Source organism: Bradyrhizobium sp. SEMIA, assembly GCF_014844175.1.
In the GTDB taxonomy this organism is placed as follows: Bacteria; Pseudomonadota; Alphaproteobacteria; order Rhizobiales; family Xanthobacteraceae; genus Bradyrhizobium; species Bradyrhizobium arachidis.
On sequence record NZ_CP046601.1, the window covers coordinates 6,714,300 to 6,738,337 of the forward strand.

Below are 24,038 nucleotides of genomic sequence, written 5' to 3' on the forward strand. Positions count from 1 at the left end.
TTATCGGCAGAGAGGCGGACATCAGAGCGCCGGAGCGGAACGCTCCGGCCTGATGAGGATGCGGTCTTAGGCGCGCCTACTCCTCGTCTTCGTCGTCCTCGTCTTCATCCTCATCTTCGTCGTCCTCTTCCTCGTCGGGGTCTTCCTCCACCTGCACGAGCGTGGCCAGCGGCAGCGTCTCGCGGAACAGGTCGCCTTCCATGCCCATCCAGAGGCAGAGCACGTCGTCTTCTTTCACTTCCGCGACGGTCAGCGGCTGGCCGCCGGATTTCAGCATCACGACATCGCCGGCTTTCAAGTCCATGGATTGTCCCTTTCGAGTTGATCGACGCGGCGGCGAAGTTAGCAGGCGGTCATGACAGGGCGATCACCGGCGGCCGGGTTTCAGCCGGTGATGCGGACGCCTCCGCGCCGCCCGAAATTTCGGTGCGATATCAACGCCTGGTGACGATGATCGGCGTCGTTTTGATCGGCGTGCAGGAATCGTTGAAGAAGCCCACCACGGACGTCACGATCGGGACACGGCAGGCAAAGCTGTCCGGACGATAGCTCTCCCGGATGCCGTCCATGTCGAAGGTCGCAAGGTTCATGAAGGCGTTGAGCCGCTTGGCCTGAAGGTCGATCGCCAATTGGATGTTGTCCCGATCGACCGGCGGTGAAGCCTCGCTCGCGGCCGCCTTCGCTTCGGGTCGCGAAGCCCAGTGGCGCACCGGCGCCAATCTCTCGTGCAGATTGCGCAGGCAATAGTGCATCACCAGCACCTGGTGCTTGGCGCTGTACCAATGAATCGTCACGGACTCGTTCGAGCCGGCCTTCTCGCGGTTCTTGGGACAGATATCGACGTAGGAATAGGCCGGGTCCCAATTATGCTTGGCATCGATCGTGCACGCATTCTCGGCAGAGACGCGCGGGGCGGCGACCGTGCTGCCGTTCGCGGGCATGAATTGCGGCAGGTTGTGGTCGCAATCGAAGTCATACGCGCGCAGCAGGGTCTGGTCGAGGGGATCGCTGGTCGGGGCAGATTGTTCCGTCGGATCGCGCCTGAAGTTCGTCGCCCAGTCGATGTACATCTGGGCGTTGCGCGCCATCAACTCGCCGGTTTCGAACAGGGCGAGCTGGGCGTCTTCGTAAACCTTCAGAATCTCCTGGGCGCTCTTGACGGCAAGAGCCTGCTCGCTGGCGTCGGCGCGATCGTCGAGTGCGGTCGCGTAGTCGGAGAACAGCTGCTGTTGCAGCGCCTGTACCTGGGAAAACTTCGTCGAGATGTCGTCGAACGTCTTCGCCGCGGCTTGCATGTTTTCCTTGGCCTGAGCGCTCACCTTGTCCTGATAGGATCCCAGGTACTGAAAGGATCCGACAAAGAGGCTGCTCAGCACCGTCACGACCGAGAGGCCTTTGACGAGGGTGAAACGGCGATCGAACTTGGCGAGCCAACCCAGCGGTTCCTCGGCGGGAGGCTGCTTCTGCGCTGCGTCCTTCTCCTTCTCCTGCTCCATGATCGCCTCCAACTCACTCCACGCCCCATGGCGCAAAAGTAGCGCAATCGCGGATTGCGAACTGTGAGGTATTTCACTTCAAGTGGGGCAGGGGCGCTGTCGGATGTCGGGAGGCAGCGGCTCGATGGGCGAGCGGATGATGCGGGCCCGCCTGTCCATCGGACATCGCGACGATGACATCATGCCCCTGTTTTGCCCGACGCGTCAACGACTATTCTGAAAATCAGCAATCTCTTGAATTTGCAACACCCCGCTACTGTGCATGGGGTTGTTTTCGATTTTTGGTGGCGTGCCCCGATCAAGCCCGGTCCGGCACGAGCTCGGTCAGCGAGCGGATGATGCGGTCGGGCCTGACGGTCGAGCCTGCGGGCAGGCCGTCGCCATGCACGTCGATCCAGATCGCATAGATGCCGAGCCGCTGCGGCGTCACGACTTCCCATTCCAGATTGTCGCCGATCATCCAGGTGTCTTTCGCGCTGACGCCGAGCGCCTCCATCGCGTGCAGATAGGCGCGCTCCTCGGGCTTGCCGAAACCGTGCTCGCCTTCGATCTGGATGTGGTGGAAGCGGTGCGCGAGCTCGAAGCGCTCGACCTTGGCGCGCTGGGTATCGGCGGCGCCGTTGGTCACCAGCGCGAGCTTGACCCCGAGCGCCTTCAACTGGTCGATCGCCTCATGCGCGCCGGGGAAGACGAACATCTCCTCCTCGCGATAGGCGGTGAAGCGGTCGGCGATGCGGATGGCGAGCTCGTCGGGGAGCGCGCGGTGGCCGGCGGCGGCGAGCGCGGCGAAGCCGCCCTTCACCGTCAGATGACGGGCTTCGGCGAGCCTGAGCCGCCACGAGGCGTCCGCATTGGTCCAGAAGTTTCGCGCGAAGGCCAGCACCGCCGTTGCGACCTCCCGCGGCGGCAGCGGGGCAAGCTCTGCGGCGAATTCGTTGGCGATGGTGTTCCAGGCGATCTCGGGCCGGCCATAGGCCGACAGGATGGTGTCGTCCATGTCGATCAACATGGCGCGCGGCAGTGGCCTCAAAGCGCTCATGGCCATTTCACCTCCGGCGGCAGCGACGACAGGATGGAGTCCACATTGCCGCCGGTCTTGAGCCCGAAGATGGTGCCGCGGTCGTAGAGCAGGTTGAATTCGACATAGCGCCCGCGCCGGATCAGTTGCTCCTCGCGATCATCGGCCGTCCAGGCGCTCGCGAAATTACGCCTGACGATCTCGGGGTAGATCTTCAGGAAGGTGCGGCCGACATCCCGCGTGAAGGCGAGGTCGGCGTCCCAATCGCCGCTGTCGTGCCAGTCGTAGAAGATGCCGCCGATGCCGCGCGCCTCTTTCCGGTGCGGCAGGTAGAAATACTCGTCGCACCACTTCTTGTACTTGTCGTAGTCGGCAACGCCGTTCGGCTGGTCGCACGCCTCTTTCATCGCGGCATGGAAAGCGAGCGTGTCGGCATCCTCCTGCGTGCGCCGGCGGTCGAGCACCGGCGTCAGGTCCGCGCCGCCGCCGAACCAGGCTTTGGTGGTGACGACGAAGCGCGTGTTCATGTGCACGGCGGGCACATGCGGATTGCGCATATGTGCGATCAGCGAGATGCCGGAGGCCCAGAATTTCGGGTCCTCCGCCGCGCCCGGAATCTGCGCGCGAAACTCGGGTGCGAATTCGCCATGCACGGTCGAGCAATGCACGCCGACCTTCTCGAACAGGCGCCCATGCATCATCGACATCATGCCGCCGCCGCCCGCCGCGCCAGAGTGGTCGGTGCGCTGCCAGGGCGTGCGTTCGAAGCGGCCGGCCTCGCCCGGATAGAGGCTCTGCGGCGCGTCGTCCTCGAGCCGCTCGAAGCTTGCGCAGATGTCATCGCGCAGGGCTTCGAACCAGGCGCGGGCGCGGCTCTTGCGGTCTTCGATTGTCGATGCGTCCATCATCTATTCCCGAGCGAAGCTGCCGTAGGGTGGGCAAAGGCGTCCTCGCGCCGTGCCCACCATCTTTCACCGTCGTCTTGATTGGTGGGCACGCTCCGCTTTGCCCACCCTACGAGATCGTGACTATTCTTGCGGACCGTAATAGGTGCAGCTCTCGTTGCAACTGTCGCGGTGGATGCTGACGCGGGTCAGCTTGCCGATATGCGCCAGCCGCTCCCAGACGAAGCGCGAGAGGTTTTCCAGCGTCGGCGTGCCCAGTGCCTCGATCTTGTTGAGGTACTTGTGGTCGAGCGTGAGCCTGACGTCCTCGATGGCGCGCTGCACGAGGCCGAGGTCGACCACCATGCCCGTCTTGGGATCGGGCGTGCCGCGCAGCGTCACCTCGGCGCGGAAGGAGTGGCCGTGGATCTCTTCGCTCGCTGCACCGAAGGTCGTGCCCGATAGTGAGTGCGCCGCTTCGAAGCGGAACGATTTGGTCAATTCCCACATCTGTCCGAAAACCAATCCTATCTGATGCCGAGCGATTTATGCGTCTGCACGCTCAGCCGCCACTGCGGGTGGCGCAGGCAATAGTCGATCGCGCGCGCGGTGTTCTCCGTGACCTCGGGCCCGTCCATCGGCTGGAGCGAGAAGCGCTCGAAGGCGAGGCCCTCGAAGGTCTCGGGGGCGGCGAGGGCCTGCGGATAGACCAGCTTCAGCTCATGCCCGCGCGTCTGCACGAGCTCGCTGCCGCCCTTGGGGCTGACGCAGATCCAGTCGAGGCCGTCAGGCGCTGCAATCGTGCCGTTGGTCTCGACGCCGATCTCGAAGCCGCGGGCATGGAGCGCATCGATCAGGTCGGCGTCGACCTGGAGCAGCGGCTCGCCGCCGGTAAGCACCACATAGCGGTTGTCGTTGGAGGCGGTCCACTGCGCGGCGATGGTGTCGGCGAGATCCGCAGCCGAGGCGTAACGGCCGCCGAGCGTGCCGTCGGTGCCGACGAAGTCCGTGTCACAGAACTTGCACACGGCGTCCGTGCGGTCGGCCTCGCGGCCGCTCCAGAGGTTGCAGCCGGCAAAACGGCAGAACACCGACGCGCGCCCGGCATGGGCGCCTTCGCCTTGCAGGGTCAGGAAGATCTCCTTGACCGCGTAACTCACTGGTCTCTCCTCAATGGTCTCAAACTTGCGGGTTCCGGAGCTGCCGCAGCGCTTCGCCTGCGGCCATCGCCGCGCTCATGGCGACATTGAGCGACCGCAGCCCCGGATTGATCGGGATCACCAGCCGCGCATCCGCGGCCTCGACCACCGCGTCGGTGACCCCGGCGCTCTCGCGCCCGAATAGCAGGATGTCCGCCGTCTGGTAACGGAAATCGCGGTAGTCGGTGGCACCCTTGGTGGTGAACAGGAGCAGGCGGTAGCCCTGTGCCGCGCGCCACTCCTCGAACTTCGCCCAGGAGTCGTGTCTGACGATGCTGACATGGTCAAGATAATCCATTCCCGCCCGGCGGAAATGGCGGTCGGAGACCGGGAACCCTGCCGGCTCGATGATATGGGCAGTCATACCCAGGCAGGCGCAGAGGCGGAGAATCGTGCCGGTGTTCTGGGGGATGTCAGGCTGGAAAAGCGCTATCTGCATGGCTTGATGTCGGGTTGGGCCGGGACCGAATTGTCTCAATAAAACATCGCTGGCGCGGGAATTCGTGCATTGCACGCTCCCGCGCCGTTAGCGGGCTTGCGCTCGCCCGGCAAGGGTGCCAATAGAACGATTCTGGACTGCTGTTTTCGCCCTTGTTTTGGTGGGGACAAGTGAAGTTCTGCCGCCGCGGGGGGCCGCGGGCGCCGGCAGGCTGTTCTGGGGACCTTGGGGGCTCCCGGAGCGGTTCCGCCGGCAGCATAAGAAGAAAGGGTTGGAATCGTGACGACAGCGTCTTCGGCGGACCATCCGACACGCCGTGATTTCTTATTCGTTGCAACAGGGGCAGCTGCAGCAGTAGGGGGCGCAGCCGCGCTCTGGCCCTTCATCTCCCAAATGAATCCCGATGCGTCGACCATCGCCGCCGGTGCGCCGATCGAGGTCGATCTCAGCCCGGTCGCCGAGGGCCAGGACATCAAGGTGTTCTGGCGCGGCAAGCCGATCTACATCAGCCACCGCACCAAGAAGCAGATCGACGAGGCGCGCGCCGTCAACGTGGCGAGCCTGCCCGATCCGCAGACCGACGAGGCCCGCGTCAAGTCCGGCCATGAGCAGTGGCTGGTCGTGATCGGCATCTGCACCCATCTCGGCTGCATCCCGATCGCCCATGAGGGCAATTACGACGGCTTCTTCTGCCCCTGCCATGGGTCGCAGTACGACTCGTCCGGCCGCATCCGCCAGGGACCCGCGCCCGCGAACCTGGCCGTGCCGCCGTACCAGTTCGTTTCCGACACCAAAATCCAGATCGGCTGAGCTGCGGACCTGCGTCCGAAGCTTCGCGCCGTCTCGTCGTTATATTTCCTCAGGATCGCATCATGAGCGGACCATCCGACTACCAGCCGAGCAATCCGGCCCTGCAATGGATCGAGCGGCGTCTGCCGATCCTCGGCCTCATGCACTCTTCCTTCGTCGTCTATCCCACCCCGCGCAACCTGAACTACTGGTGGACCTTCGGCGCCATCCTCTCCTTCATGCTGGGGATGCAGATCCTCACCGGCGTCATCCTGGCGATGCACTACACGCCGCATGCCGATCTCGCCTTCAAGTCGGTCGAGCTGATCGTCCGTGACGTCAATTACGGCTGGCTGCTGCGCAACATGCACGCCTGCGGCGCGTCGATGTTCTTCTTCGCGGTCTATGTCCACATGCTGCGCGGCCTCTATTACGGCTCCTACAAGGAGCGCGCGAGGTGCTGTGGATCCTCGGCGTCATCATCTACCTCCTGATGATGGCGACGGGCTTCATGGGCTACGTGCTGCCGTGGGGCCAGATGAGCTTCTGGGGCGCCACCGTCATCACCAACCTGTTCTCCGCCATTCCCTATGTCGGCGAGAGCATCGTGACGCTGCTGTGGGGCGGCTATTCGGTCGGCAACCCGACGCTGAACCGCTTCTTCTCGCTGCACTATCTCTTGCCGTTCCTGATCGCAGGCGTCGTCGTGCTGCACGTCTGGGCGCTGCACGTCGCCGGCCAGAACAATCCCGACGGCGTCGAGCCGAAGACGGAAAAGGACACGGTGCCGTTCACGCCGCACGCGACCATCAAGGACATGTTCGGCGTGTCCTGCTTCCTGCTGCTCTACGCCTGGTTCATCTTCTATATGCCGAACTATCTGGGCGATGCCGACAACTACATTCCGGCGAACCCGGGCGTGACGCCGCCGCACATCGTGCCGGAATGGTATTACCTGCCGTTCTACGCGATCCTGCGCTCGATCCCGAACAAGCTCGCGGGCGTCATCGCGATGTTCTCGGCGATCATCATCCTGTGCTTCCTGCCCTGGCTGGACAGCGCCAGGACGCGGTCGTCGAAGTACCGTCCGCTGGCCAAGCAGTTCTTCTGGATCTTCGTCGCGGTCTGCATCCTGCTCGGCTATCTCGGCGCGCAGCCGCCGGAAGGCATCTACGTGGTTGCCGGCCGGGTCCTGACGGTGTGCTACTTCGCCTATTTCCTGATCGTGCTGCCGCTGCTCTCGCGCATCGAGACGCCGCGGCCGGTGCCGAACTCGATCTCGGAGGCGATCCTCGCCAAGGGCAGCAAGGCTGTGGCCTCCGTCGCGGTCGCGCTGGTCGCCGCCGGTGCGCTGTTCCTCGGCAGCCTCGGGGATGCCCGGGCCAGTGAAGGCAGCGACAAGCCGCCGGGCAACAAATGGTCGTTCTCAGGTCCGTTCGGCAAGTTCGACCGCGGCGCGCTCCAGCGCGGCCTGAAGGTCTACAAGGAGGTCTGCGCCAACTGCCACGGCCTGTCCTACGTCGCCTTCCGCAATCTCGGTGAACCCGGTGGCCCCGGCTATTCCGTGGCGCAGGTGGCAGCCTTCGCCTCCGACTACAAGATCAAGGATGGTCCGAACGACGCGGGCGACATGTTCGAGCGCCCTGGCCGGGCAGCCGACTACTTCCCCTCGCCGTTCCCGAACGAGCAGGCCGCCCGTGCGGCCAACGGCGGTGCGGCGCCGCCCGACCTGTCGCTGATCACCAAGGCGCGTTCCTACGGCCGCGGTTTCCCCTGGTTCATCTTCGACTTCTTCACCCAGTACCAGGAGCAGGGCCCGGACTATGTCGCGGCGGTGCTCCAGGGTTTTGAGGAGAAGGTGCCGGAGGGCGTGACGATCCCGGAGGGCTCCTACTTCAACAGGTACTTCCCGGGCCACGCCATCAAGATGCCGAAGCCGCTCAGCGACGGCCAGGTGACCTATGACGACGGCTCGCCGACCACGGTCGCGCAATACTCCAAGGACGTCACCACGTTCCTGATGTGGACCGCCGAACCGCACATGGAAGCGCGCAAGCGCCTCGGTTTCCAGGTGTTCGTGTTCCTGATCATCTTCGCGCTGCTGATGTACTTCACCAAGAAGAAGGTCTGGGCCGACTCCCACTGAGCGGCGCGCGACGAGAATAAAGAAGCCCCCGCAAGGGGGCTTTTTTGTTGTGCGGTCATTCCGGGGCGCGCGATAGCGCGAACCCGGAATCTCGGGATTCCGGGTTCGGTGCTGCGCACCGCCCCGGAATGACGAGAGTGTGGATTGCTTCACACGTCCTCACCCGCCAAAATGCCGTCAACCGCTCCCCCAAGAAACTCACCGGAGGACACCATGGGAACCACGATCACCTTCAAGCGCCCGGACGGCAAGGACGCCTCGGGCTATCTCGCCAATGCCGCGCGCGGCAATGCGCCGGGCGTGGTCGTGATCCAGGAATGGTGGGGCCTGTCGGACCAGATCAAGGGCCTGTGCGATCGCTTTGCGCTGGCCGGCTTCGATGCGCTGGCGCCCGATCTCTACAAGGGCAAGGTGGTGCCGTATCACGACACGGATTCCGCCAACAAGGAAATGAACTCGCTCGACTTCATGGATGCCACCACGCAGACCGTGCGCGGCGCCGCGCAATATCTGTCGCGCAACGGTGCCAAGGTCGGGCTGACAGGCTTCTGCCTCGGCGGTGCCGTCACCATCATCGGCGCGGTCCATGTGCCTGAGCTCGCCGCCGGCGTCGTGTTCTACGGCATCCCGCCGGAGCAGGCCGCCAAGCCCGCCGACGTCAAGATCCCGCTCCAGGCCCATTTCGCCAACAAGGACGACTGGTGCACGCCGGAGCTGGTCAGCGGCTTCGAGAAGGCCATGAAGGCCGCCGGCAAGTCGCTCGAGCTGTTCCGCTATGACGCCGAACACGCCTTCGTCAACGAGCAGCGCCAGGCCGTGCACGACCGCGAAGCCGCCGAACTCGCCTGGGGCAGGGCGACGGAGTTTTTCCGGAAGCATCTCGGGTGATCGCTCGTAGCCCGGATGGAGCCAACGGATCGGCGCGAAGCGTCGCCCCGTTCGCTCCATCCGGGCTACCGCCTTGCCGCCACCCTTGACGCCGCCCCCGGGCCATGGTGAGTATCCGCCCCATGAGCACCGCCGTCCGCCCAGCCCGTCTTTGGTGGCGCACCTCCTAAAGAGGTGGCCGGTGCGATTTTCCTTTCCCAAATCGTCTGAGGTCGCCAGCACAGCGCGGCGGCCTTCTCGTTTGTCCTGTGTGGCGTTCCCTCGGCAAGTCTCGTAAGAGGACCCCAAGAGGATCACATGAACAGGACAGTCTTTGCCCTCCCGGCCAGAAGCGATTACGTGACCCGAGGCGGTCTCGCGATCACGCGTGTCGCGGAGCAGTTCACCGGCGGCGCCAACCGGCTCGACGATCTCATCAACCTGCTCGACCGCCGCCGTGGCGTGGTGCTGTCCTCGGGCACCACCGTGCCCGGCCGCTACGAGAGCTTTGACCTCGGCTTCTCCGATCCGCCGCTCAAGCTCGAGACATCAGGCGTCGATTTCAAGCTGGAGGCGCTCAACGCGCGCGGCGAGGTGCTGATCGCCTTCCTCGCGGACGTCTTGCGCGAGCCCTGCGTCGTCATCTCCGAGAAGACCGCGACACGCCTTGCCGGCCACATCATCCGCGGCGATGCGCCGGTCGAGGAGGACCAGCGCACGCGGCGCGCCAGCGTGATGTCGCTGGTGCGCGACATCATTGCCGCTTTCTCCGCCAATGACGATGGGCTGCTCGGCCTGTTCGGCGCCTTCGCCTATGACCTCGTGTTCCAGATCGAGGACCTCGTGCAAAAACGCCCGCGCGAGGCCGACCAGCGCGACATCGTGCTGTACGTTCCCGATCGCCTGCTGGCCTATGACCGCGCCACCGGCCGCGGCGTGGTGCTCACCTACGATTTTGCCTGGAAGGGCAAATCCACCGAGGGCCTGCCGCGCGAGACCGCCGAGAGCCCGTATCTGAAGACGCCGCGCCAGGGCTTTGCCGATCACGCGCCCGGCGAGTATCAGGCGACCGTCGAGACCGCGCGCGCGGCGTTTGCCCGCGGCGATTTGTTCGAGGCCGTGCCCGGCCAGCTCTTCGCAGAACCATGCGATCGCTCGCCGGCCGAAGTGTTTCAGCGGCTCTGCGTCATCAACCCGTCGCCCTATGGCGCGCTGATGAATCTCGGCGAGGGCGAATTCCTCGTCTCTGCCTCGCCGGAAATGTTCGTGCGCTCGGACGGACGCCGCGTCGAGACCTGCCCGATCTCGGGCACGATCGCGCGCGGCACCGACGCGATCGGTGATGCCGAACAAATCCGCCAGCTGCTGAACTCGGAGAAGGACGAGTTCGAGCTCAACATGTGCACCGACGTCGATCGCAACGACAAGGCGCGCGTCTGCGTGCCCGGCACCATCAAGGTGCTGGCGAGGCGGCAGATCGAGACCTACTCAAAGCTGTTCCACACCGTCGATCACGTCGAGGGCATGCTGCGCCCCGGCTTCGACGCGCTCGACGCCTTCCTCACCCATGCCTGGGCGGTGACCGTAACCGGCGCGCCAAAGCTCTGGGCGATGCAGTTCGTCGAGGATCACGAACGCTCGCCCCGGCGCTGGTACGCCGGCGCCATCGGCGCGGTGAATTTTGACGGCAGCATCAACACCGGCCTCACCATCCGCACCATCCGCATGAAAGACGGCCTTGCCGAAGTGCGGGTCGGCGCGACTTGTCTGTTCGACTCCGATCCCGCCGCGGAAGACCGCGAGTGCCAGGTCAAGGCTGCCGCATTGTTCCAGGCGCTGCGCGGCGATCCGCCAAAGCCGCTCTCCACTTTCGCGCCCGATGCCACAGGCTCGGGCAAGCAGGTGCTGCTGATCGACCACGACGACAGCTTTGTGCATATGCTCGCCGACTATTTCCGCCAGGTCGGCGCCGAGGTCACCGTGGTCCGCTATGTGCATGCGCTCGACATGCTCAAGCGCAAGAGGTGGGATTTGCTCGTGCTGTCGCCTGGCCCTGGGCGCCCCGAAGATTTCGGGATCAAAAAGACGATCGATGCGGCGCTGGAGAAGCAGCTGCCGGTGTTCGGCGTCTGCCTCGGCGTGCAGGCCATCGGCGAATATTTCGGCGGCGAGCTCGGCCAGCTCACCCATCCCGCCCACGGCCGGCCGTCGCGGGTGCAGGTGCGCGGCGGACGCTTGATGCGCAATCTGCCGAACGAGATTGTCATCGGCCGCTATCATTCGCTGTTCGTCGAGCGCGACAGCATGCCGGAGGTGCTAAGCGTCACCGCCAGCACCGAGGACGGCGTCGCCATGGCGCTGGAGCACAAGACCCTGCCGGTCGCCGGCGTGCAATTCCACCCGGAATCGCTGATGTCGCTCGGCAACGAGGTGGGCTTGAAGATTGTCGAGAATGCGTTCCGGCTGGATGCCGGGACGAATTGAGTGCATGTTTCATGCTCGTCATTCCGGGATGGTGCGCAAGCACCAGACCCGGAATCTCGAGATTCTCAGGTGCGCAATTGCGCACCAGAGTTCGGCTCTTCGAGCCGCTCCGGAATGACAGCTAACATGGGATACAAATGACCTTTGACCACGACCTGAAGGCGAGCGTCCGCACCATCCCCGACTATCCCAAGCCGGGGGTCATGTTCCGCGATATCACGACCTTGCTCGCCGATGCGCGCGCCTTCCGCCGCGCCGTGGACGAGCTCGTCAATCCCTGGGCCGGCAACAAGATCGACAAGGTCGCCGGCATGGAAGCGCGCGGCTTCATCATCGGCGGGGCGGTGGCGCATCAGCTCTCGGCCGGCTTCGTGCCGATCCGCAAGAAGGGCAAGCTGCCGCACACCACCGTGCGCATCGCCTACTCGCTCGAATACGGCATCGACGAGATGGAGATGCATGTGGATGCGGTCCAGCCCGGTGAACGCGTCATTCTCGTCGACGATCTCATCGCCACCGGCGGCACCGCGGAGGGCGCTGTAAAACTGCTGCGCCAGATCGGCGCCAACGTGATCGCTGCCTGCTTCATCGTCGACCTGCCCGAGCTCGGCGGCGCCGCCAAGCTGCGCGCCATGGACCTGCCGGTACGCACGCTGATGACGTTCGAGGGGCACTGAGCGCCCGGGTCGTTTCGGGTCACGACCTCTGCAGGATCAGGTTGAGCTCCAGCTCGCGGAAGGCGAGGTAATTCCTCCGGGTCCACTGGTGGAGCTCGGTCGAAGAGTCCTTCTCCTGGCGCAGATAGCCGGTGAAGGAGAAGTTCAGCCGGTCGATATAGGTTTTCAGGAAGCCGGGCAGCGCGGGCAGGCGGAACAGCCGGCCGCCTTCCATCGCGGCCGGTAGCTCGCCGCGCACGACATATTCATTGTCAACCGTGATCAAGCTCATCCGGGGGATCTGTCCGCGCAGCATCTCGTGGGCGCGCGCCGAGACGCGGTCGGTGTCGGCGACGAACATGATCTGCGGTGCGACATGCCGGCGTGCCGCTTCCTTGAGCAGGCCGATCTCCTCGGTCATCTTGAAGAACTCGTCGAAGGCGTGGAAGCCGAGGTCGATGACCTTGGCGAGGCCGTCATCGACGATGACGCGGTCCATCAGCTGCATCTTGCCGTAGGTGTCGATCACGTCGGCGGTCTCGGTGATGCCAGGCAGATAGTCCAGCAGCGACGGCTCCTTCAGATTGACGTCGAAGGCCGCCACGTTGCCGTTCTTGAGCAGCAGGAATTCGCTCAGAAGCCGCGCCAGCAGGGTCTTGCCGACCTGCGGGCGGGGCGAGCAGATGATGTAGACGGGTGTCGCGGACATTGCGGGTTATTATTTGAGCGAACTTGCCGCCCAATCCAGCCGTATCCGCCCGGGGTCCGCAACTATTTTTCGCTGTTGCGGGTCACCGGCTTCGAACCGACGATGTCCGTCAGGCGAATGCGGTCGAACTCGCTCCAGACATTGGCCAGCCAGTGCCGGACATAGCCGCGTAGCACGAAGGAATAGTTCGCGGCCTCGTCGCTGATGCCCTTGTTGGCGACGAATTTCAGGAACGGAACGGACGACACCTCGACCTGCTCATAGGCCATCTCGTTGAGCTTGGGGATGGTCAGCTCGGTGGCGTCCTTGATGCGGTGGAAATAGGAATTATAGGTCGCCTGATCCCACTGGAAGAACTGGGTATCGTTGATGAAATTCTTGACCAGGAAGTATTTCGCGCCGGTCATGAAGCCGGCGGTCTCGGCGATTTCCTCCAGCGAGGCGATCGAGGGGCCGAGGATATGGAACACCGCGAAGGTGATCTGGCCGGCCTTGGCGGCGTCGAGGAAGCCGATGTCGCGGAGCGAGGCCAGCGCGGGCGAGAGCAGACCGGCGCGGACGTCGATGACGGTGACCGACGGGCTGACCGCGTTGAGCGTGTCGAAAATTTTCATCTGGTCGGCCGTCGTCGTCATGTCGACGATCTCGGTGATATCAGGGTGGAAGCGCTTCAGGGTTCCGCGCGGCGACTCCGTGTCGAAGGCACGAGTCGGCACGTTGTTGGCTGAGAAATAATCGAGCAGGGTGCGCGATACCGTGGTCTTGCCGACCCCGCCCTTGTCCGCGCCCACCACAACCACTGCCGGCTTTGCCATTGCTGTCCCCTAACGCGCGCCCCCGATCGCGAGGTCGCAATCGGCCGGGCCCGAGACCGATGTCCCGAGTCTGCTGTTGGGCGCGAACATGGCAGAAACAAGGGAGAATTCAAATCCTCGGCACGCCGATGCAGCTATTCCGGCGGTTTTTCCTGATCGTTGCGAAACCGCCGCACGCGGTGCCTGCTTCAATGGCGGCCCCAGGGACCCATCGGATTGCCAGCCGCGGTTCCGGAGGGGCTGGGCGCGGGGATCGGCGGCGGACTGGCCGGACCGGCTGCATCGCCCCACGGTCCCTGCGATAGCGGCGGCGGGGTGGTTTGCGAGTCAGCCTGCGCTTCGGGCTGATCCGTCGCTGCAGTCGGGTCGGGCAGCGGGCCGGGATCGTGGCCGCCGGCAAACTTGACCAGTGCATCGACCCGGGACTGCACCGAGGGATGGGTGGCGAACAAATCGGCAAAGCCCTCGCGCGGATTGTCGACGCAGAGCTCCATCACCGCCGAGGTCGCGCCCGGTAGCTCGCCGCGGCCCTCGATCTTGCGCAGCGCCGAGATCATGGCATCGGGATCTTTGGTCAGCTCGACCGAGCCGGCATCGGCGAGATATTCGCGCGAGCGCGACAGCGCCAGCTTCACCACCTGCGACATCAGCCAGGCCACCACGATCAGCACGACCGCGATGATGATGACGATCACCGCGCCGCCGCCGGAGCTCTTGCTGTCGCTCGACGAGGACGAGCGCGACGAGGAGGAGGAGCCTGACGACCACGAGCCGCCACTGGTGTTCCAGCTGAAATTGGTGAACAGGCGGAAGAACAATTCGCCGAAGAAGCCGACCACGCCGGCGATGATGACGGCAACCACCATCAGCTGCACGTCGCCGTTCTTGATGTGGGTCAGCTCATGCCCCAGCACCGCCTCGATCTCCTTGTCGTTCAGCGCGCTGAGGAGACCGGTCGTGACGGTGACCGAGTATTGCCGCGGGTTGAGGCCGGTCGCGAACGCGTTCAACGCCGGGCTTTCCATGATCTTCAGCTTCGGCATGGTGATGCCGCGCGAGATGCAGAGGTTTTCGAGCAGATTGTAGAGCCGCGGCTCCTCCTGCCGGGTGACATCGTGGCCGCCGGTCACGGCGTCGATCATCGACTGGTGGAAGAAATAGGCGATCACGACCCAGGCCACTGTGACGACCGTCGCAATGGGCGCGGCGACGATCAGATCATGGAAGGCGTGGCTCAGGTAGAAGGCGGCGGTCCGATTGCTGTCGATCAGAACTTCAGCGACCAGCGCGCCGGCATAGACCAGCACATAGACCAGCGCGAACAGGCCGGCGAGCAGCAGCATCGAACGAAACTTGTTCGAGGCGATATGCGTGTAGAGTCCATACGCGGCCATGGCGGGCCTTCGTCAATGTCCGTCGTTCCGGGGCGCGCCGAAGGCGCGAACCCGGAACCTCGAGATTCCCTGGTGCGCAACTGCGCACCATAGTTCGTCGCTTCGTGACGCCCCAGAATGACGGAGAAAAACAATGGACATGCTAGGCAATCAGAACTTCACCTGAGGCGTGGCTTCGACCTCGGTGCGGCTGGCGCCGAGATCGAAGAAGTCCTTCCTGGTGAAGCCGAACATGCCGGCGAACAGCGCGGCGGGCATCTGCTGGATGCCGGTGTTGTATTCCTGGACCGCGTTGTTGAAGAAGCGGCGGCTCGCCGCGATCTTGTTCTCGAGGTCGGAGAGCTCGGATGCGAGTTGCTGGAAGTTGGCATTGGCCTTGAGGTCCGGATAGGCCTCCGACAGCGCGATCAGCCGGCCGAGCGCACCGGAGAGCTGGTTCTCGGCGGCGGATACCTGCGCCGGGCCCTGCGCCGACATCGCCGAATTGCGCGCCTTGATGACGTCGTCGAGCGTGCCGCGCTCATGCGAGGCATAGCCCTTCACGGTCTCGACCAGGTTCGGAATGAGATCGTGACGCTGCTTGAGCTGCACGTCGATATCGGCAAAGGCCTGGCCGACGCGCTGGCCCAGCGCGACCAGGCGGTTGTAGGCGCTGAAGGCCAAGAACACGAGAACGACGATGACGCCGAGAACGATCCAGCCGGTCGACATGGAGGACTCCTGAAGGGGATTGAGGCGGGCGCTAGGGTAGACCAAATTGGCGCAGGACGAGAGCCCCGGCGCAGAGGGCAGGTAAGACTTGGTCGAACCGGGAACCATCCAAGTTCAAGGCGAAAGCCTTGAATGAGGTTAACTTTCGGCAATAACGGCATCGCCCCAGCGCCAGCGCCGGGCAGCCGCATAGGCGGCCTTGTCGCGGCGGGCGACCTTGGCGAGTTCGACGCCGCTCTCGGTGCAGAGCTTGGCCGTGATCTCGGCCTTGCCGACATCCGGCGGTGCCAGCACGCGTGACGCACGCGTTGGCGGCGTACGGGTCAGGGCGACGTAGATGAAGCGCTCGTCCTCGAACGGCACCTCGGCACCCTTGATCTGGCGGTGCGCCTGCGAGCGCGGCAGGCGCTGGCTGAAATGGCACCAGTCGGGCGCTACGAGCGGGCAGGGCTTTTCGTGCGGGCAGGGCGCGGCGACGTAGGCGCCAGCTGCGATCAGCTGCTGGCGCAGCGCGAGGATGCGGGCGTAGCCGGCGGGCGTGCCCGGGCTCGATCACGACCAGCGCGTGGCGCGCCTTGGCCCACATCGCTTCCGTCAGCTTGCGCTGGTCGCCTTCATTGAGCTCGCCGATGATGTAGCTGGCGACGACGAGATCGGCTTGCGAGACTTCAGTGAGGTTGCCGCCGGCGTCGCCCGGCAGATAGCGGCACTCCGAAAGGCGCGAGCTGTCGCGCGCCAGCTCGAGCGCGAGCCGGCTCAGCGTGGGGTTGGCGTCGAGCAGGGTGAAATCCTGCAGCGATGGAAACGCCTCCGCGGCGGCCCAGCTCGCAGTGCCCGGGCCTGCGCCGACGTCGAGCAGCGTTTCAGGCGCAAGGCTTGGCGCGATCTCGGTCAGCGCATTCAGGCTCGCGGCCACGGCCGCGTAGGTCGCCGGCATGCGCGCCAGCGCGTAAGCCAGCGCATCGGCCTCCGACTTGATCGTGCCCGAGCCGCCGCCGGCGCGATAGGTGGTGGAGATTTTCTGCGAGCGTTGTGCGGCGTCGGTACGAGAGAAGCCCTGCAGCTTGCCGTCGAGGGCGGCTTTCAATTCGGCGGGGAGGGTGGGGGCTATCATCATCCGCAGTCATGCCCCGCGCAGGCGGGGCATCCAGTACTCCGAGACAGTGCCGTCAATCGAGAAGTCACGGCGTACTGAATCATCCGCCTTCGCGGATGATGACGTCAATGGGTGTGGCGCGACCGCAGCGTCACGCCACGTTCTGGTCGAGAATGTCCACGGCCTCGGCGAGGCTCACCGACACCAGTTGCGAGACGCCACGCTCGGCCATGGTGACGCCGAACAGCCGGTTCATCCGCGCCATGGTGATCGGGTTGTGCGTGATGATGATGAAGCGCGTGTCGGTCGAGCCGGTCATCTCGTGCAAGAGGTTGCAGTACCGTTCGACGTTGTGGTCGTCGAGCGGCGCGTCGACTTCGTCCAGCACGCAGATCGGCGAGGGGTTGGTCAAGAACACCGCGAAGATCAGCGCCATCGCGGTCAATGCCTGCTCACCGCCCGAGAGCAGCGACAGCGTCTGCGGCTTCTTGCCCGGGGGCTTGGCGATGATCTCGAGACCGGCTTCGAGCGGGTCGTCGCTCTCGATCAGGTGCAGCGCGGCCTCGCCGCCGCCGAACAGCTCGACGAACAGGCGCTTGAAGTGGTTGTTGACGACCTCGAACGAGGTCAGGAGGCGCTCGCGCGCTTCCTTGTTGAGGCTCTGGATGCCCTGGCGCAGCCGCTTGATGGCTTCGACGAGGTCGTCGCGCTCGGTGACGAGGCCGGTGTGCTGGGTCTCGACCTCGCGCAGCTCTTCCTCGGCGCGCAAATTGACTGCGCCGAGGCGCTCGCGGTCGCGGCGCATCTTTTCGAGGTCTTCCTCGATGTCGTGCAGCGGCGGCAGCTCCGCGCCGGGCTCGATCTCGGCGAGGCCGGCAACCGCCTGCGGCTCGACCTCGAGCATGTCGCGGATCTCGCGCTCGATGTCCTCGAGCCGGCGCCGCGCGCCTTCCATGCGTTCTTCGGCGCCGCGCTCGCGCGGCACCACGCCGATCTGCGCCAGACGACGCGCCAGCTCGGCCGGCGCCTGCACATGGTTGGCGAGCGGGGTGACGCCTTCGGGCAGCTCCGGATCGCCCTCGGTGACGCCGGCATTGGTCCAGCGCATCGGCGCTGACGGGTCGACCGGCGCGTCGAGATCGTCGCCGAGCGCGGCGCCGATCGCCTTTTCAAAACCCTTGTCGACGGTGATGCCGTCGATGATCGGCGGCCACAGATTCTTGGTCTCGCCGTTGACGATCTTGGAGATCGTGCGTGCTTCGGTCTCGAGGCGCTGCACGCGCTTGTCGGCCTCGTTCAGCGGTGAGCGCGAGGATTCCAGCGTCTGGCGCGCCGCGACGTGCGCGGCTTCGCTCGCCTGCGCCGCGGCTTCGGAAGCTGCCAGCGTCTGCTCCGCGGTCTCAACCGTCGCGGTCAGCTCGTCGAGATCGCCGAAGCCGCCGGTATCCGCGGCGAGCTTCTGCTCTTCGGCGGTGACGTTCGCGATTTCCTGGTCGAGCCGGGCGAGCTTGTCGCGATGGGTGCGGACGTTGGCTTCGAGTTGGTTGCGCTTGGCGGTGAGGTCGGCGAGCGCGGTGGTGAGCTCGGCGAACTGCTGCTCGGTCTCGGTCAGCACCGCCTCGGCTTCGCCGACGCGCTCGTCGACGCCGGAGCGCTTCTCGACGCGCGACTTGATCTCTTCCTTCAGCTCGGCGTCTTCGGCGTCGAGCCGCTGCAGCGCGACGTCGGCGTCCATCGTTTGTTGCTGAGCACGCGAAATGTCGCCTTCGAACTGCGCAAGGCGGCGCTCGAGCTCGGCGACGCGCTCCTTGGCGCGCTCTTCCTCGCGGTCGAGCAATTCGCGGGCATTGGTGAGGCGCTGCAGCCCGGCCGCGGCGCGCGCTTCGGCATCGCGCAGCGCCGGCATTTCGGCGGCGCGGATCGCCTGGATGCGGGCGGCTTCGGCCTGGTGCTGGGTGCGCTCGGCCATCTCGCGCACGGCGAGATCGTGGGTCTGGCCGGATTCGTTGACGTCGGCATGAGCGCCGATCCAGCGCAGGTGGAACAGCGTGGCTTCGGCCTTGCGGACCTTGGCCGCGACCTCGCGATAGCGCACGGCCTGGCGGGCCTGCTTCTTCAGGCCTTCCATCTGGCCGGAGAGCTGGCCGATCACGTCCTCGACGCGGGTGAGGTTGGTTTCGGCGGCCTTCAGGCGCAGCTCGGCTTCGTGGCGGCGGGCGTGCAGGCCGGCGACGCCGGCGGCGTCTTCCAGCACGCGGCGGCGCTGCTCGGGCTTGGCCTGGATGATCTCGCCGATCTTGCCCTGGTGGACGAGGGCGGGCGAACGCGCACCGGTGGCGGCATCCGCGAACAGGATCTGCACGTCGCGGGCGCGCACGTCGCGGCCGTTGATGCGATAGACCGAGCCGGCTTCGCGCTCGATGCGGCGGGAGATTTCGAGAAGCTGGCTGTCGTTCATCGCCGCCGGCGCGGTGCGATCGGCATTGTCGATCGTCATCGTCACTTCGGCGTGGTTGCGCGCGGGACGGTTGCCGGAGCCGGCGAAGATCACCGCGTCCATGTCGGCGGCGCGCAAGCTCTTGTACGAGGTTTCACCCATCGCCCAGCGCAGCGCCTCGACGAGATTCGACTTGCCGCAGCCGTTGGGGCCGACCACGCCGGTCAGGCCGGGCTCGATGACGAAATCCGTGGGCTCAACGAAAGACTTGAAGCCGTGAAGGCGCAGGCGGGTGATTTTCATAAGCACGCATCTCTGTTGGCAGGCGCGAATCCCCCTGCCGGGACACTACCATGGAAGGCAATGTCGCTATCCGGGCGAGTCGCGCGAGGCGCCTCATGCGGCTGGACAATGGCCGCGGTGCGCCGCGAGGGCAACCGGCGAAAGCCGCTTTTCCCAAGGGATTTATGACGGGAACGATACGGCTTTCGAGATGCGAATCAGGATCTTGACGAGCGAATCAGCTCTTGAGCAGCGGGTTGATCTTCTTGGCGAACTCCTCGAACGAGGCCTCGCCCTTGATCTTCTCGCCGTTGATGAAGAAGGTCGGCGTCGAATCCACCTTCAGGATGTCGCTGGCATATTTCTGGTCGGCGGCGATCTTGTCGAGCAGCGCCTGGTCCTTCAGGCAGGCTTCGACCTGCTGCTGGGTGAGGCCGGCCTGCTTGCCGATCCGCGTCAGGGTCTCGGTGGTGTTCTTCATCACCCAGTCGCTCTGCTGGCGGAACAGCATGTCGGTGACCGCGAAGTATTTCGTCGCGTCGCCATTGGCAATGCAGCGCGACAGCATCGAGCCGGCGGCAGCTTTGATGTCGAGCGGGAACTCGCGGAAGATGTAACGGATCTTGCCGGTGTCGATGTATTCCGACTTGATCTTGGGGAACACTTGCTCGTTGAAGGCCGCGCAATGCGGGCAGGTCATCGAGGCGAATTCGGTGATGGTGACGGGGGCGTCCTTCGGGCCGAGCGCCATGTCGGGCAGCGACACCGGCTTGGCGACGTCGGCGGCGGTCTGCGCCTTTGCTTCAGGGATCATCGCCTCGGAGATGATCCGCAGTGGTGAGAGCCCGGCGACCGCGGCAAGCCCGGTCAGCGACAGCATCGTGGTGAAGGCGCGGCGGGTGATGATCAAGGTCGGCTCCCGAATTGGCAAGGTGTCGCCCGAGGTTCCCGTTCGGGCGGCCTGTCGCTAGCTTGAAACCTCGTTCGAGGCAATGGCGAGGGACAAAGACAGGTCCAGATTAGCCGGGGAATGAGGCTCAATTTCGCTTGATGGCGGCCCCGAGCCGCGCCAGCGCTGTCTTCAAGTCTTCATCTTCGATGTCCGCGAGGCTCTCGGCCACCTTGGCGACGCTCTTGGGGTCCGGCGGGCCGGGTCGCTTCCGGATCCGAGGGCGCGACAGGGGGGCCTGGCGGAAGGCCAGCTTGCCGACCGCGCTCCAGCCGAAGAAGCGGTTGACCCGCTCCAGGATGACGTCGGCGGAGTGCTGGATCTCCAGCGCCATCGGCCCCTCGACCCGCAGCACCAGCGTCGCCGGCTCCTGCGGCTGGCCCTCCACGGGGCGCGGCCATTGCATCTTCAGCGGCTCGGCATGGGCCGCGATCTCGGGCCCGGCAATCTGCGCCCACCGCGTCACCAGCTCGCGCGCCGCAAAACCCTGCTTGGCATAGGCCTCGGCAAAGACGTCGTCGAGCAGGATCCCGAGCGGTTTTGCGCTGATGGGACCGGGTTTGAAGATCGGGCCGGATTTGGACATGGCGGCGTTATAGCACTCCGTGAGGCGGGCCATAGGCTCAATGCCGTCATGGCCGGGCTTGTCCCGGCCATCCACGTATCCTGCGAAGAAAGACGTGGATGCCCGCGACAAGCGCGGGCATGACGTAGAGAGGCCGGTGCCTTTGCCGTTACAGTGAGGCATGAGCTCCAGATCCGCCCGCAAGCCGAAGCCGGAACCTTCCCCGCCGGAGACCACATCGCGTCCGCTCGCGCTCCTCCAATGGTACGATCGCCATCGCCGCCGGCTGCCCTGGCGCGCCCCGCCCGGCGAGGCATCGGAGCCCTACCGCGTCTGGCTGTCGGAGATCATGTTGCAGCAGACCACGGTGAAGGCGGTCGGGCCTTACTTCGAAAAATTCGTCGCGCGCTGGCCTGACGTCACGGCGCTGGGGAGCGCTTCGCAGGACGACGTGCTGCGGATGTGGGCCGGGCTCGGTTACTACTCGCGGGCGCGCAATCTCTATGCCTGCGCAGTCGCTGTGACGCGCGAGCATGGTGGTGTCTTCCCCGACACCGAGGAAGGCCTGCGGGCACTGCCGGGGATCGGGCCCTATACAGCGGCGGCGATTGCCGCGATCGCCTTCGACCGCCGTACCATGCCGGTCGACGGCAATATCGAGCGCGTGGTGTCGCGGCTCTTTGCGGTTGAAGAAGAGCTCCCGCAGGCAAAGCCCCTGATCCAGCAGTTGGCGGCGACGCTGCTGGCCGACACCCGCGCCGGCGACAGCGCGCAGGCGCTGATGGATCTCGGCGCATCGATCTGCACGCCGAAGAAGCCGGCCTGCTCGCTGTGTCCGCTGAATGACGACTGCACCGCGCGTGCGCAGGGCACGCAGGAAACGTTCCCGCGCAAGGCGCCGAAGAAGAGTGGGACGTTACGGCGTGGCGCAGCCTTCGTCGTCACGCGCGGCGACGAGCTGCTTGTCCGCTCGAGGCCCGAAAAGGGCCTGCTCGGCGGCATGACGGAAGTGCCGGGCTCGGACTGGCTGGCCGGCCAGGAGGATGCGACGGCGAAGCAGCAGGCGCCCGAATTGAAGGGGCTGTCGCGCTGGCAGCGCAAGGTGGGCGTCGTCACCCACGTCTTCACGCATTTTCCGCTGGAGCTGGTGGTCTACACGGCGAAGGCGGAGGCGCGCACGCGCGCGCCCGAGGGCATGCGCTGGGTGCCGATCGCAACCCTTGCCGGCGAGGCGCTGCCCAATGTCATGCGCAAGGTGATCGCGCACGCGCTCGACTGAAAATCGTCAGGCCGCGCGTGCCGCGCGCTCGTCTTCGGCCGGCATCAAGAAGGTGCGGTTGCGCCCGGTCTTCTTGGCGACATAGAGGCCCTGGTCGGCGCGCTCGATCACGTCCTGCACGTCGCGGTCGCTGTCGTCGAACAGCGCGAGGCCGACCGAGACGGTGATGGGAATGACGGTGTCGCCGTGGCGCACCGTGGCGCTCTCGATCGATGTCCTGATGCGATCGGCGAGCAGGATGGCGGTCTCCTGGTCGATCTCGCGCAGCAGCACCACGAACTCCTCGCCGCCGAAGCGGGCGGCCTTGTCGGTGGTGCGGATCGACTGGCTGACGATCTCGGCGACGCGCTTGATGGCGTCGTCGCCGGCAGCGTGACCGTGGGTATCGTTGATCTTCTTGAAATGATCGATGTCGATCATCAGCGTCGCCATGTTGCGCTTGTAGCGGCGGCAGAACGCGACGGCATCGTCGGCGACGGCGAGGAAGGAGCGGCGGTTCATCAGGCCGGTCATGAAATCGGTGTCGGCGAGCTGGCGCAGCTTCAGCATGTCCTCCTGAAGCTGCATCGCGTTCTCCGTGGCGCGCAACTCGGCTTCCTTGGTGCGCTCCTCGGCGAGGCCGATGCGGCGGATCAGCGAGCGCAGCGCGCGAGAGAGCTGCACGACTTCGGCCGAGCCGCTCTGTCGCGCCAGCATGGTCGGGCCATGGGCGCGCCCGATACGGTCGGCTTCCTGCGTGATGGCGATGATCGGGCCTGCGATCCGGCGTGCGACCAGCACGGCCAGCGACAACGCGATGAGGGCGGTGACGCCGCCGATCGCCAGAATCGCCTGCGCCGACGAGATCGCGGCGGCCAGTGCCACGCTCGCCGGCTGGCTTGCGGTGACGATCCAGTTCAGGCCCTGATAGTCGCGATAGCCGCGGCCGACGTGGAACGCGGTCAGCATCTGCCGCCCGTCAGTCGTTTCGCGGAAGGTGCCGTCGCGGGCATTCAGGATGCCGGCGAGTTCGTCGCCGGCATAACGCGTCGGTTCCTTCTGCGGTCCGATCAGGACGACGCCACCCTTGCTCAGGATCGAAAGCTGCGTGTCGGTGTTGCCGTCATTGGCTTCGACGTCCTTGATCAGGTTGGAAGCCCAATTCCAGTCCAGATGACCGCCGAGCACGCCAAGCAGCTTGCCGGAGGCGTCGCGGACGGGGACGGCGATGTCGACGAAGCGATAGGGCTCGTTATTGGCGCGCTGCGTCAGCAGTGAGGCCAGCAGCATGGCCTCGTGCACGTCGCCGACGGCGACCCGTTCGAGGCCCTGCTTGAACCAGGGCCGCGAGGCGACGGACTGGCCTCGCAGCAGGCTACCGGTCGAGGCGACGACGTTGCCGTCGACGTCGGCGAAGCCGATCCAGGTGAAATCGAACGAATGCTGCAGCGCCTCGAGCGCGCTGCGCAGTTCATCGGGGTTGCCCTGCCACAGCCGCTGCATCGGCTGGAGCTCCGCGAACAGCTTCATCTCCTGCTGCCGCGTCGCCATGAAGCGATCGAGCCTGGCCGAGGTGCTGGATGCGATCCCGGCGAGGCTGCTCTCGATCAGGGCGGCTGTATTTCGGTAGCTGATGAGGGCTGCGCCGGCTGCCAGCGTGCCCACCAGCACGATGGACATCGCGGCGACGGCCGCGGCGATCTGCGTCCGTACCGTCAGTCGATCTTCGATCGCATGCAGGCGGCTGGCTGCCTGCTGCAAGAGGGCTCGCATGGAAAGGCTCCGGTGTGACCGTCGCTCATGCCATGTCGTAGCTTCCAATCGCTTACCGGCGGATTGCCCAA

20 protein-coding genes and 2 pseudogenes are annotated in these 24,038 nt (G+C 65.3%); 6 read left to right on the top strand and 16 right to left on the bottom strand.

The window, feature by feature from the left end; genetic code table 11:
• Positions 1–76: 76 nt before the first annotated feature.
• The 7 genes from FOM02_RS32370 to FOM02_RS32400 all read right to left on the bottom strand — a co-directional run bounded on the left by FOM02_RS32370 (position 77) and on the right by FOM02_RS32400 (position 5,036).
• A complete protein-coding gene (locus FOM02_RS32370; protein ID WP_027558123.1) occupies positions 77–304 on the bottom strand; it encodes a YodC family protein in 228 nt (75 codons plus the stop codon).
• Positions 305–434: 130 nt separating this feature from the next.
• Complete coding sequence (locus FOM02_RS32375) at positions 435–1,496, bottom strand: hypothetical protein (RefSeq protein WP_141262945.1); 1,062 nt, start codon at positions 1,494–1,496, stop codon at positions 435–437.
• Between the two features lie 298 nt (positions 1,497–1,794).
• Complete coding sequence (locus FOM02_RS32380; protein WP_027558125.1) at positions 1,795–2,541, bottom strand: HAD family hydrolase; 747 nt, start codon at positions 2,539–2,541, stop codon at positions 1,795–1,797.
• Positions 2,532–3,419 carry an oxygen-dependent coproporphyrinogen oxidase gene (gene hemF, locus FOM02_RS32385; RefSeq protein ID WP_027558126.1) on the bottom strand — a complete coding sequence of 296 codons (888 nt, stop codon included), beginning with the start codon at positions 3,417–3,419 and terminating at the stop codon, positions 2,532–2,534. The genes FOM02_RS32380 and hemF overlap by 10 nt, the downstream gene beginning before the upstream one ends.
• Before the next feature lie 123 nt (positions 3,420–3,542).
• Positions 3,543–3,908 carry a 6-pyruvoyl trahydropterin synthase family protein gene (locus tag FOM02_RS32390; RefSeq protein ID WP_027558127.1) on the bottom strand — a complete coding sequence of 122 codons (366 nt, stop codon included), beginning with the start codon at positions 3,906–3,908 and terminating at the stop codon, positions 3,543–3,545.
• 17 nt (positions 3,909–3,925) lie between these two features.
• Positions 3,926–4,558 carry a 7-carboxy-7-deazaguanine synthase gene (gene queE, locus FOM02_RS32395; protein ID WP_027558128.1) on the bottom strand — a complete coding sequence of 211 codons (633 nt, stop codon included), beginning with the start codon at positions 4,556–4,558 and terminating at the stop codon, positions 3,926–3,928.
• Positions 4,559–4,577: 19 nt separating this feature from the next.
• Positions 4,578–5,036 carry a tRNA (cytidine(34)-2'-O)-methyltransferase gene (locus FOM02_RS32400; RefSeq protein WP_092217874.1) on the bottom strand — a complete coding sequence of 153 codons (459 nt, stop codon included), beginning with the start codon at positions 5,034–5,036 and terminating at the stop codon, positions 4,578–4,580.
• Positions 5,037–5,315: 279 nt separating this feature from the next.
• Between FOM02_RS32400 and petA the strand changes: the two genes are divergently transcribed.
• The 5 genes and pseudogenes from petA (at position 5,316) to FOM02_RS32425 (ending at position 11,999) form a co-directional block, all read left to right on the top strand.
• Complete coding sequence (petA, locus tag FOM02_RS32405; RefSeq protein ID WP_027558130.1) at positions 5,316–5,846, top strand: ubiquinol-cytochrome c reductase iron-sulfur subunit; 531 nt, start codon at positions 5,316–5,318, stop codon at positions 5,844–5,846.
• A 62-nt stretch (positions 5,847–5,908) separates the two neighbouring features.
• Positions 5,909–7,971 (top strand): annotated as a pseudogene (gene fbcH / locus FOM02_RS32410) (cytochrome b/c1).
• A gap of 213 nt (positions 7,972–8,184) precedes the next feature.
• A complete protein-coding gene (locus FOM02_RS32415; protein WP_027558132.1) occupies positions 8,185–8,859 on the top strand; it encodes a dienelactone hydrolase family protein in 675 nt (224 codons plus the stop codon).
• A 297-nt stretch (positions 8,860–9,156) separates the two neighbouring features.
• Complete coding sequence (locus FOM02_RS32420) at positions 9,157–11,322, top strand: anthranilate synthase component I (protein ID WP_027558133.1); 2,166 nt, start codon at positions 9,157–9,159, stop codon at positions 11,320–11,322.
• 137 nt (positions 11,323–11,459) lie between these two features.
• The gene (locus FOM02_RS32425) at positions 11,460–11,999 is read left to right on the top strand and encodes an adenine phosphoribosyltransferase (RefSeq protein ID WP_027558134.1); all 540 of its coding nucleotides are present in this window, start codon (positions 11,460–11,462) and stop codon (positions 11,997–11,999) included.
• Positions 12,000–12,018: 19 nt separating this feature from the next.
• Here FOM02_RS32425 and FOM02_RS32430 read toward each other — a convergent pair whose 3' ends face one another.
• The 8 genes and pseudogenes from FOM02_RS32430 to FOM02_RS32465 form a co-directional block, all read right to left on the bottom strand.
• Positions 12,019–12,687 (bottom strand): hypothetical protein, encoded by a 669-nt coding sequence (locus tag FOM02_RS32430; protein WP_027558135.1) that lies wholly within the window; start codon positions 12,685–12,687, stop codon positions 12,019–12,021.
• 62 nt (positions 12,688–12,749) lie between these two features.
• Complete coding sequence (locus FOM02_RS32435) at positions 12,750–13,502, bottom strand: hypothetical protein (protein ID WP_027558136.1); 753 nt, start codon at positions 13,500–13,502, stop codon at positions 12,750–12,752.
• A 188-nt stretch (positions 13,503–13,690) separates the two neighbouring features.
• Positions 13,691–14,896: a M48 family metallopeptidase gene (locus tag FOM02_RS32440; RefSeq protein WP_027558137.1), complete on the bottom strand. Its 1,206-nt coding sequence runs from the start codon at positions 14,894–14,896 to the stop codon at positions 13,691–13,693.
• A 150-nt stretch (positions 14,897–15,046) separates the two neighbouring features.
• Positions 15,047–15,607 (bottom strand): LemA family protein, encoded by a 561-nt coding sequence (locus tag FOM02_RS32445; RefSeq protein WP_027558138.1) that lies wholly within the window; start codon positions 15,605–15,607, stop codon positions 15,047–15,049.
• A 138-nt stretch (positions 15,608–15,745) separates the two neighbouring features.
• Positions 15,746–16,724: pseudogene (locus tag FOM02_RS32450) on the bottom strand (small ribosomal subunit Rsm22 family protein).
• Positions 16,725–16,854: 130 nt separating this feature from the next.
• Positions 16,855–19,443, bottom strand: coding sequence for a chromosome segregation SMC family protein (locus tag FOM02_RS32455; RefSeq protein ID WP_265440567.1), 2,589 nt, complete (start codon positions 19,441–19,443; stop codon positions 16,855–16,857).
• A gap of 217 nt (positions 19,444–19,660) precedes the next feature.
• Positions 19,661–20,332 (bottom strand): DsbA family protein, encoded by a 672-nt coding sequence (locus FOM02_RS32460; protein ID WP_027558141.1) that lies wholly within the window; start codon positions 20,330–20,332, stop codon positions 19,661–19,663.
• A 127-nt stretch (positions 20,333–20,459) separates the two neighbouring features.
• Positions 20,460–20,957: a DUF721 domain-containing protein gene (locus FOM02_RS32465; RefSeq protein ID WP_027558142.1), complete on the bottom strand. Its 498-nt coding sequence runs from the start codon at positions 20,955–20,957 to the stop codon at positions 20,460–20,462.
• A 160-nt stretch (positions 20,958–21,117) separates the two neighbouring features.
• On the opposite strand from FOM02_RS32465, the gene mutY reads away from it, so the two are divergent.
• Positions 21,118–22,215 carry an A/G-specific adenine glycosylase gene (gene mutY, locus FOM02_RS32470; RefSeq protein ID WP_027558143.1) on the top strand — a complete coding sequence of 366 codons (1,098 nt, stop codon included), beginning with the start codon at positions 21,118–21,120 and terminating at the stop codon, positions 22,213–22,215.
• A gap of 6 nt (positions 22,216–22,221) precedes the next feature.
• Here mutY and FOM02_RS32475 read toward each other — a convergent pair whose 3' ends face one another.
• Positions 22,222–23,967 (bottom strand): sensor domain-containing diguanylate cyclase, encoded by a 1,746-nt coding sequence (locus FOM02_RS32475; RefSeq protein WP_265440568.1) that lies wholly within the window; start codon positions 23,965–23,967, stop codon positions 22,222–22,224.
• Positions 23,968–24,038 lie beyond the last annotated feature (71 nt).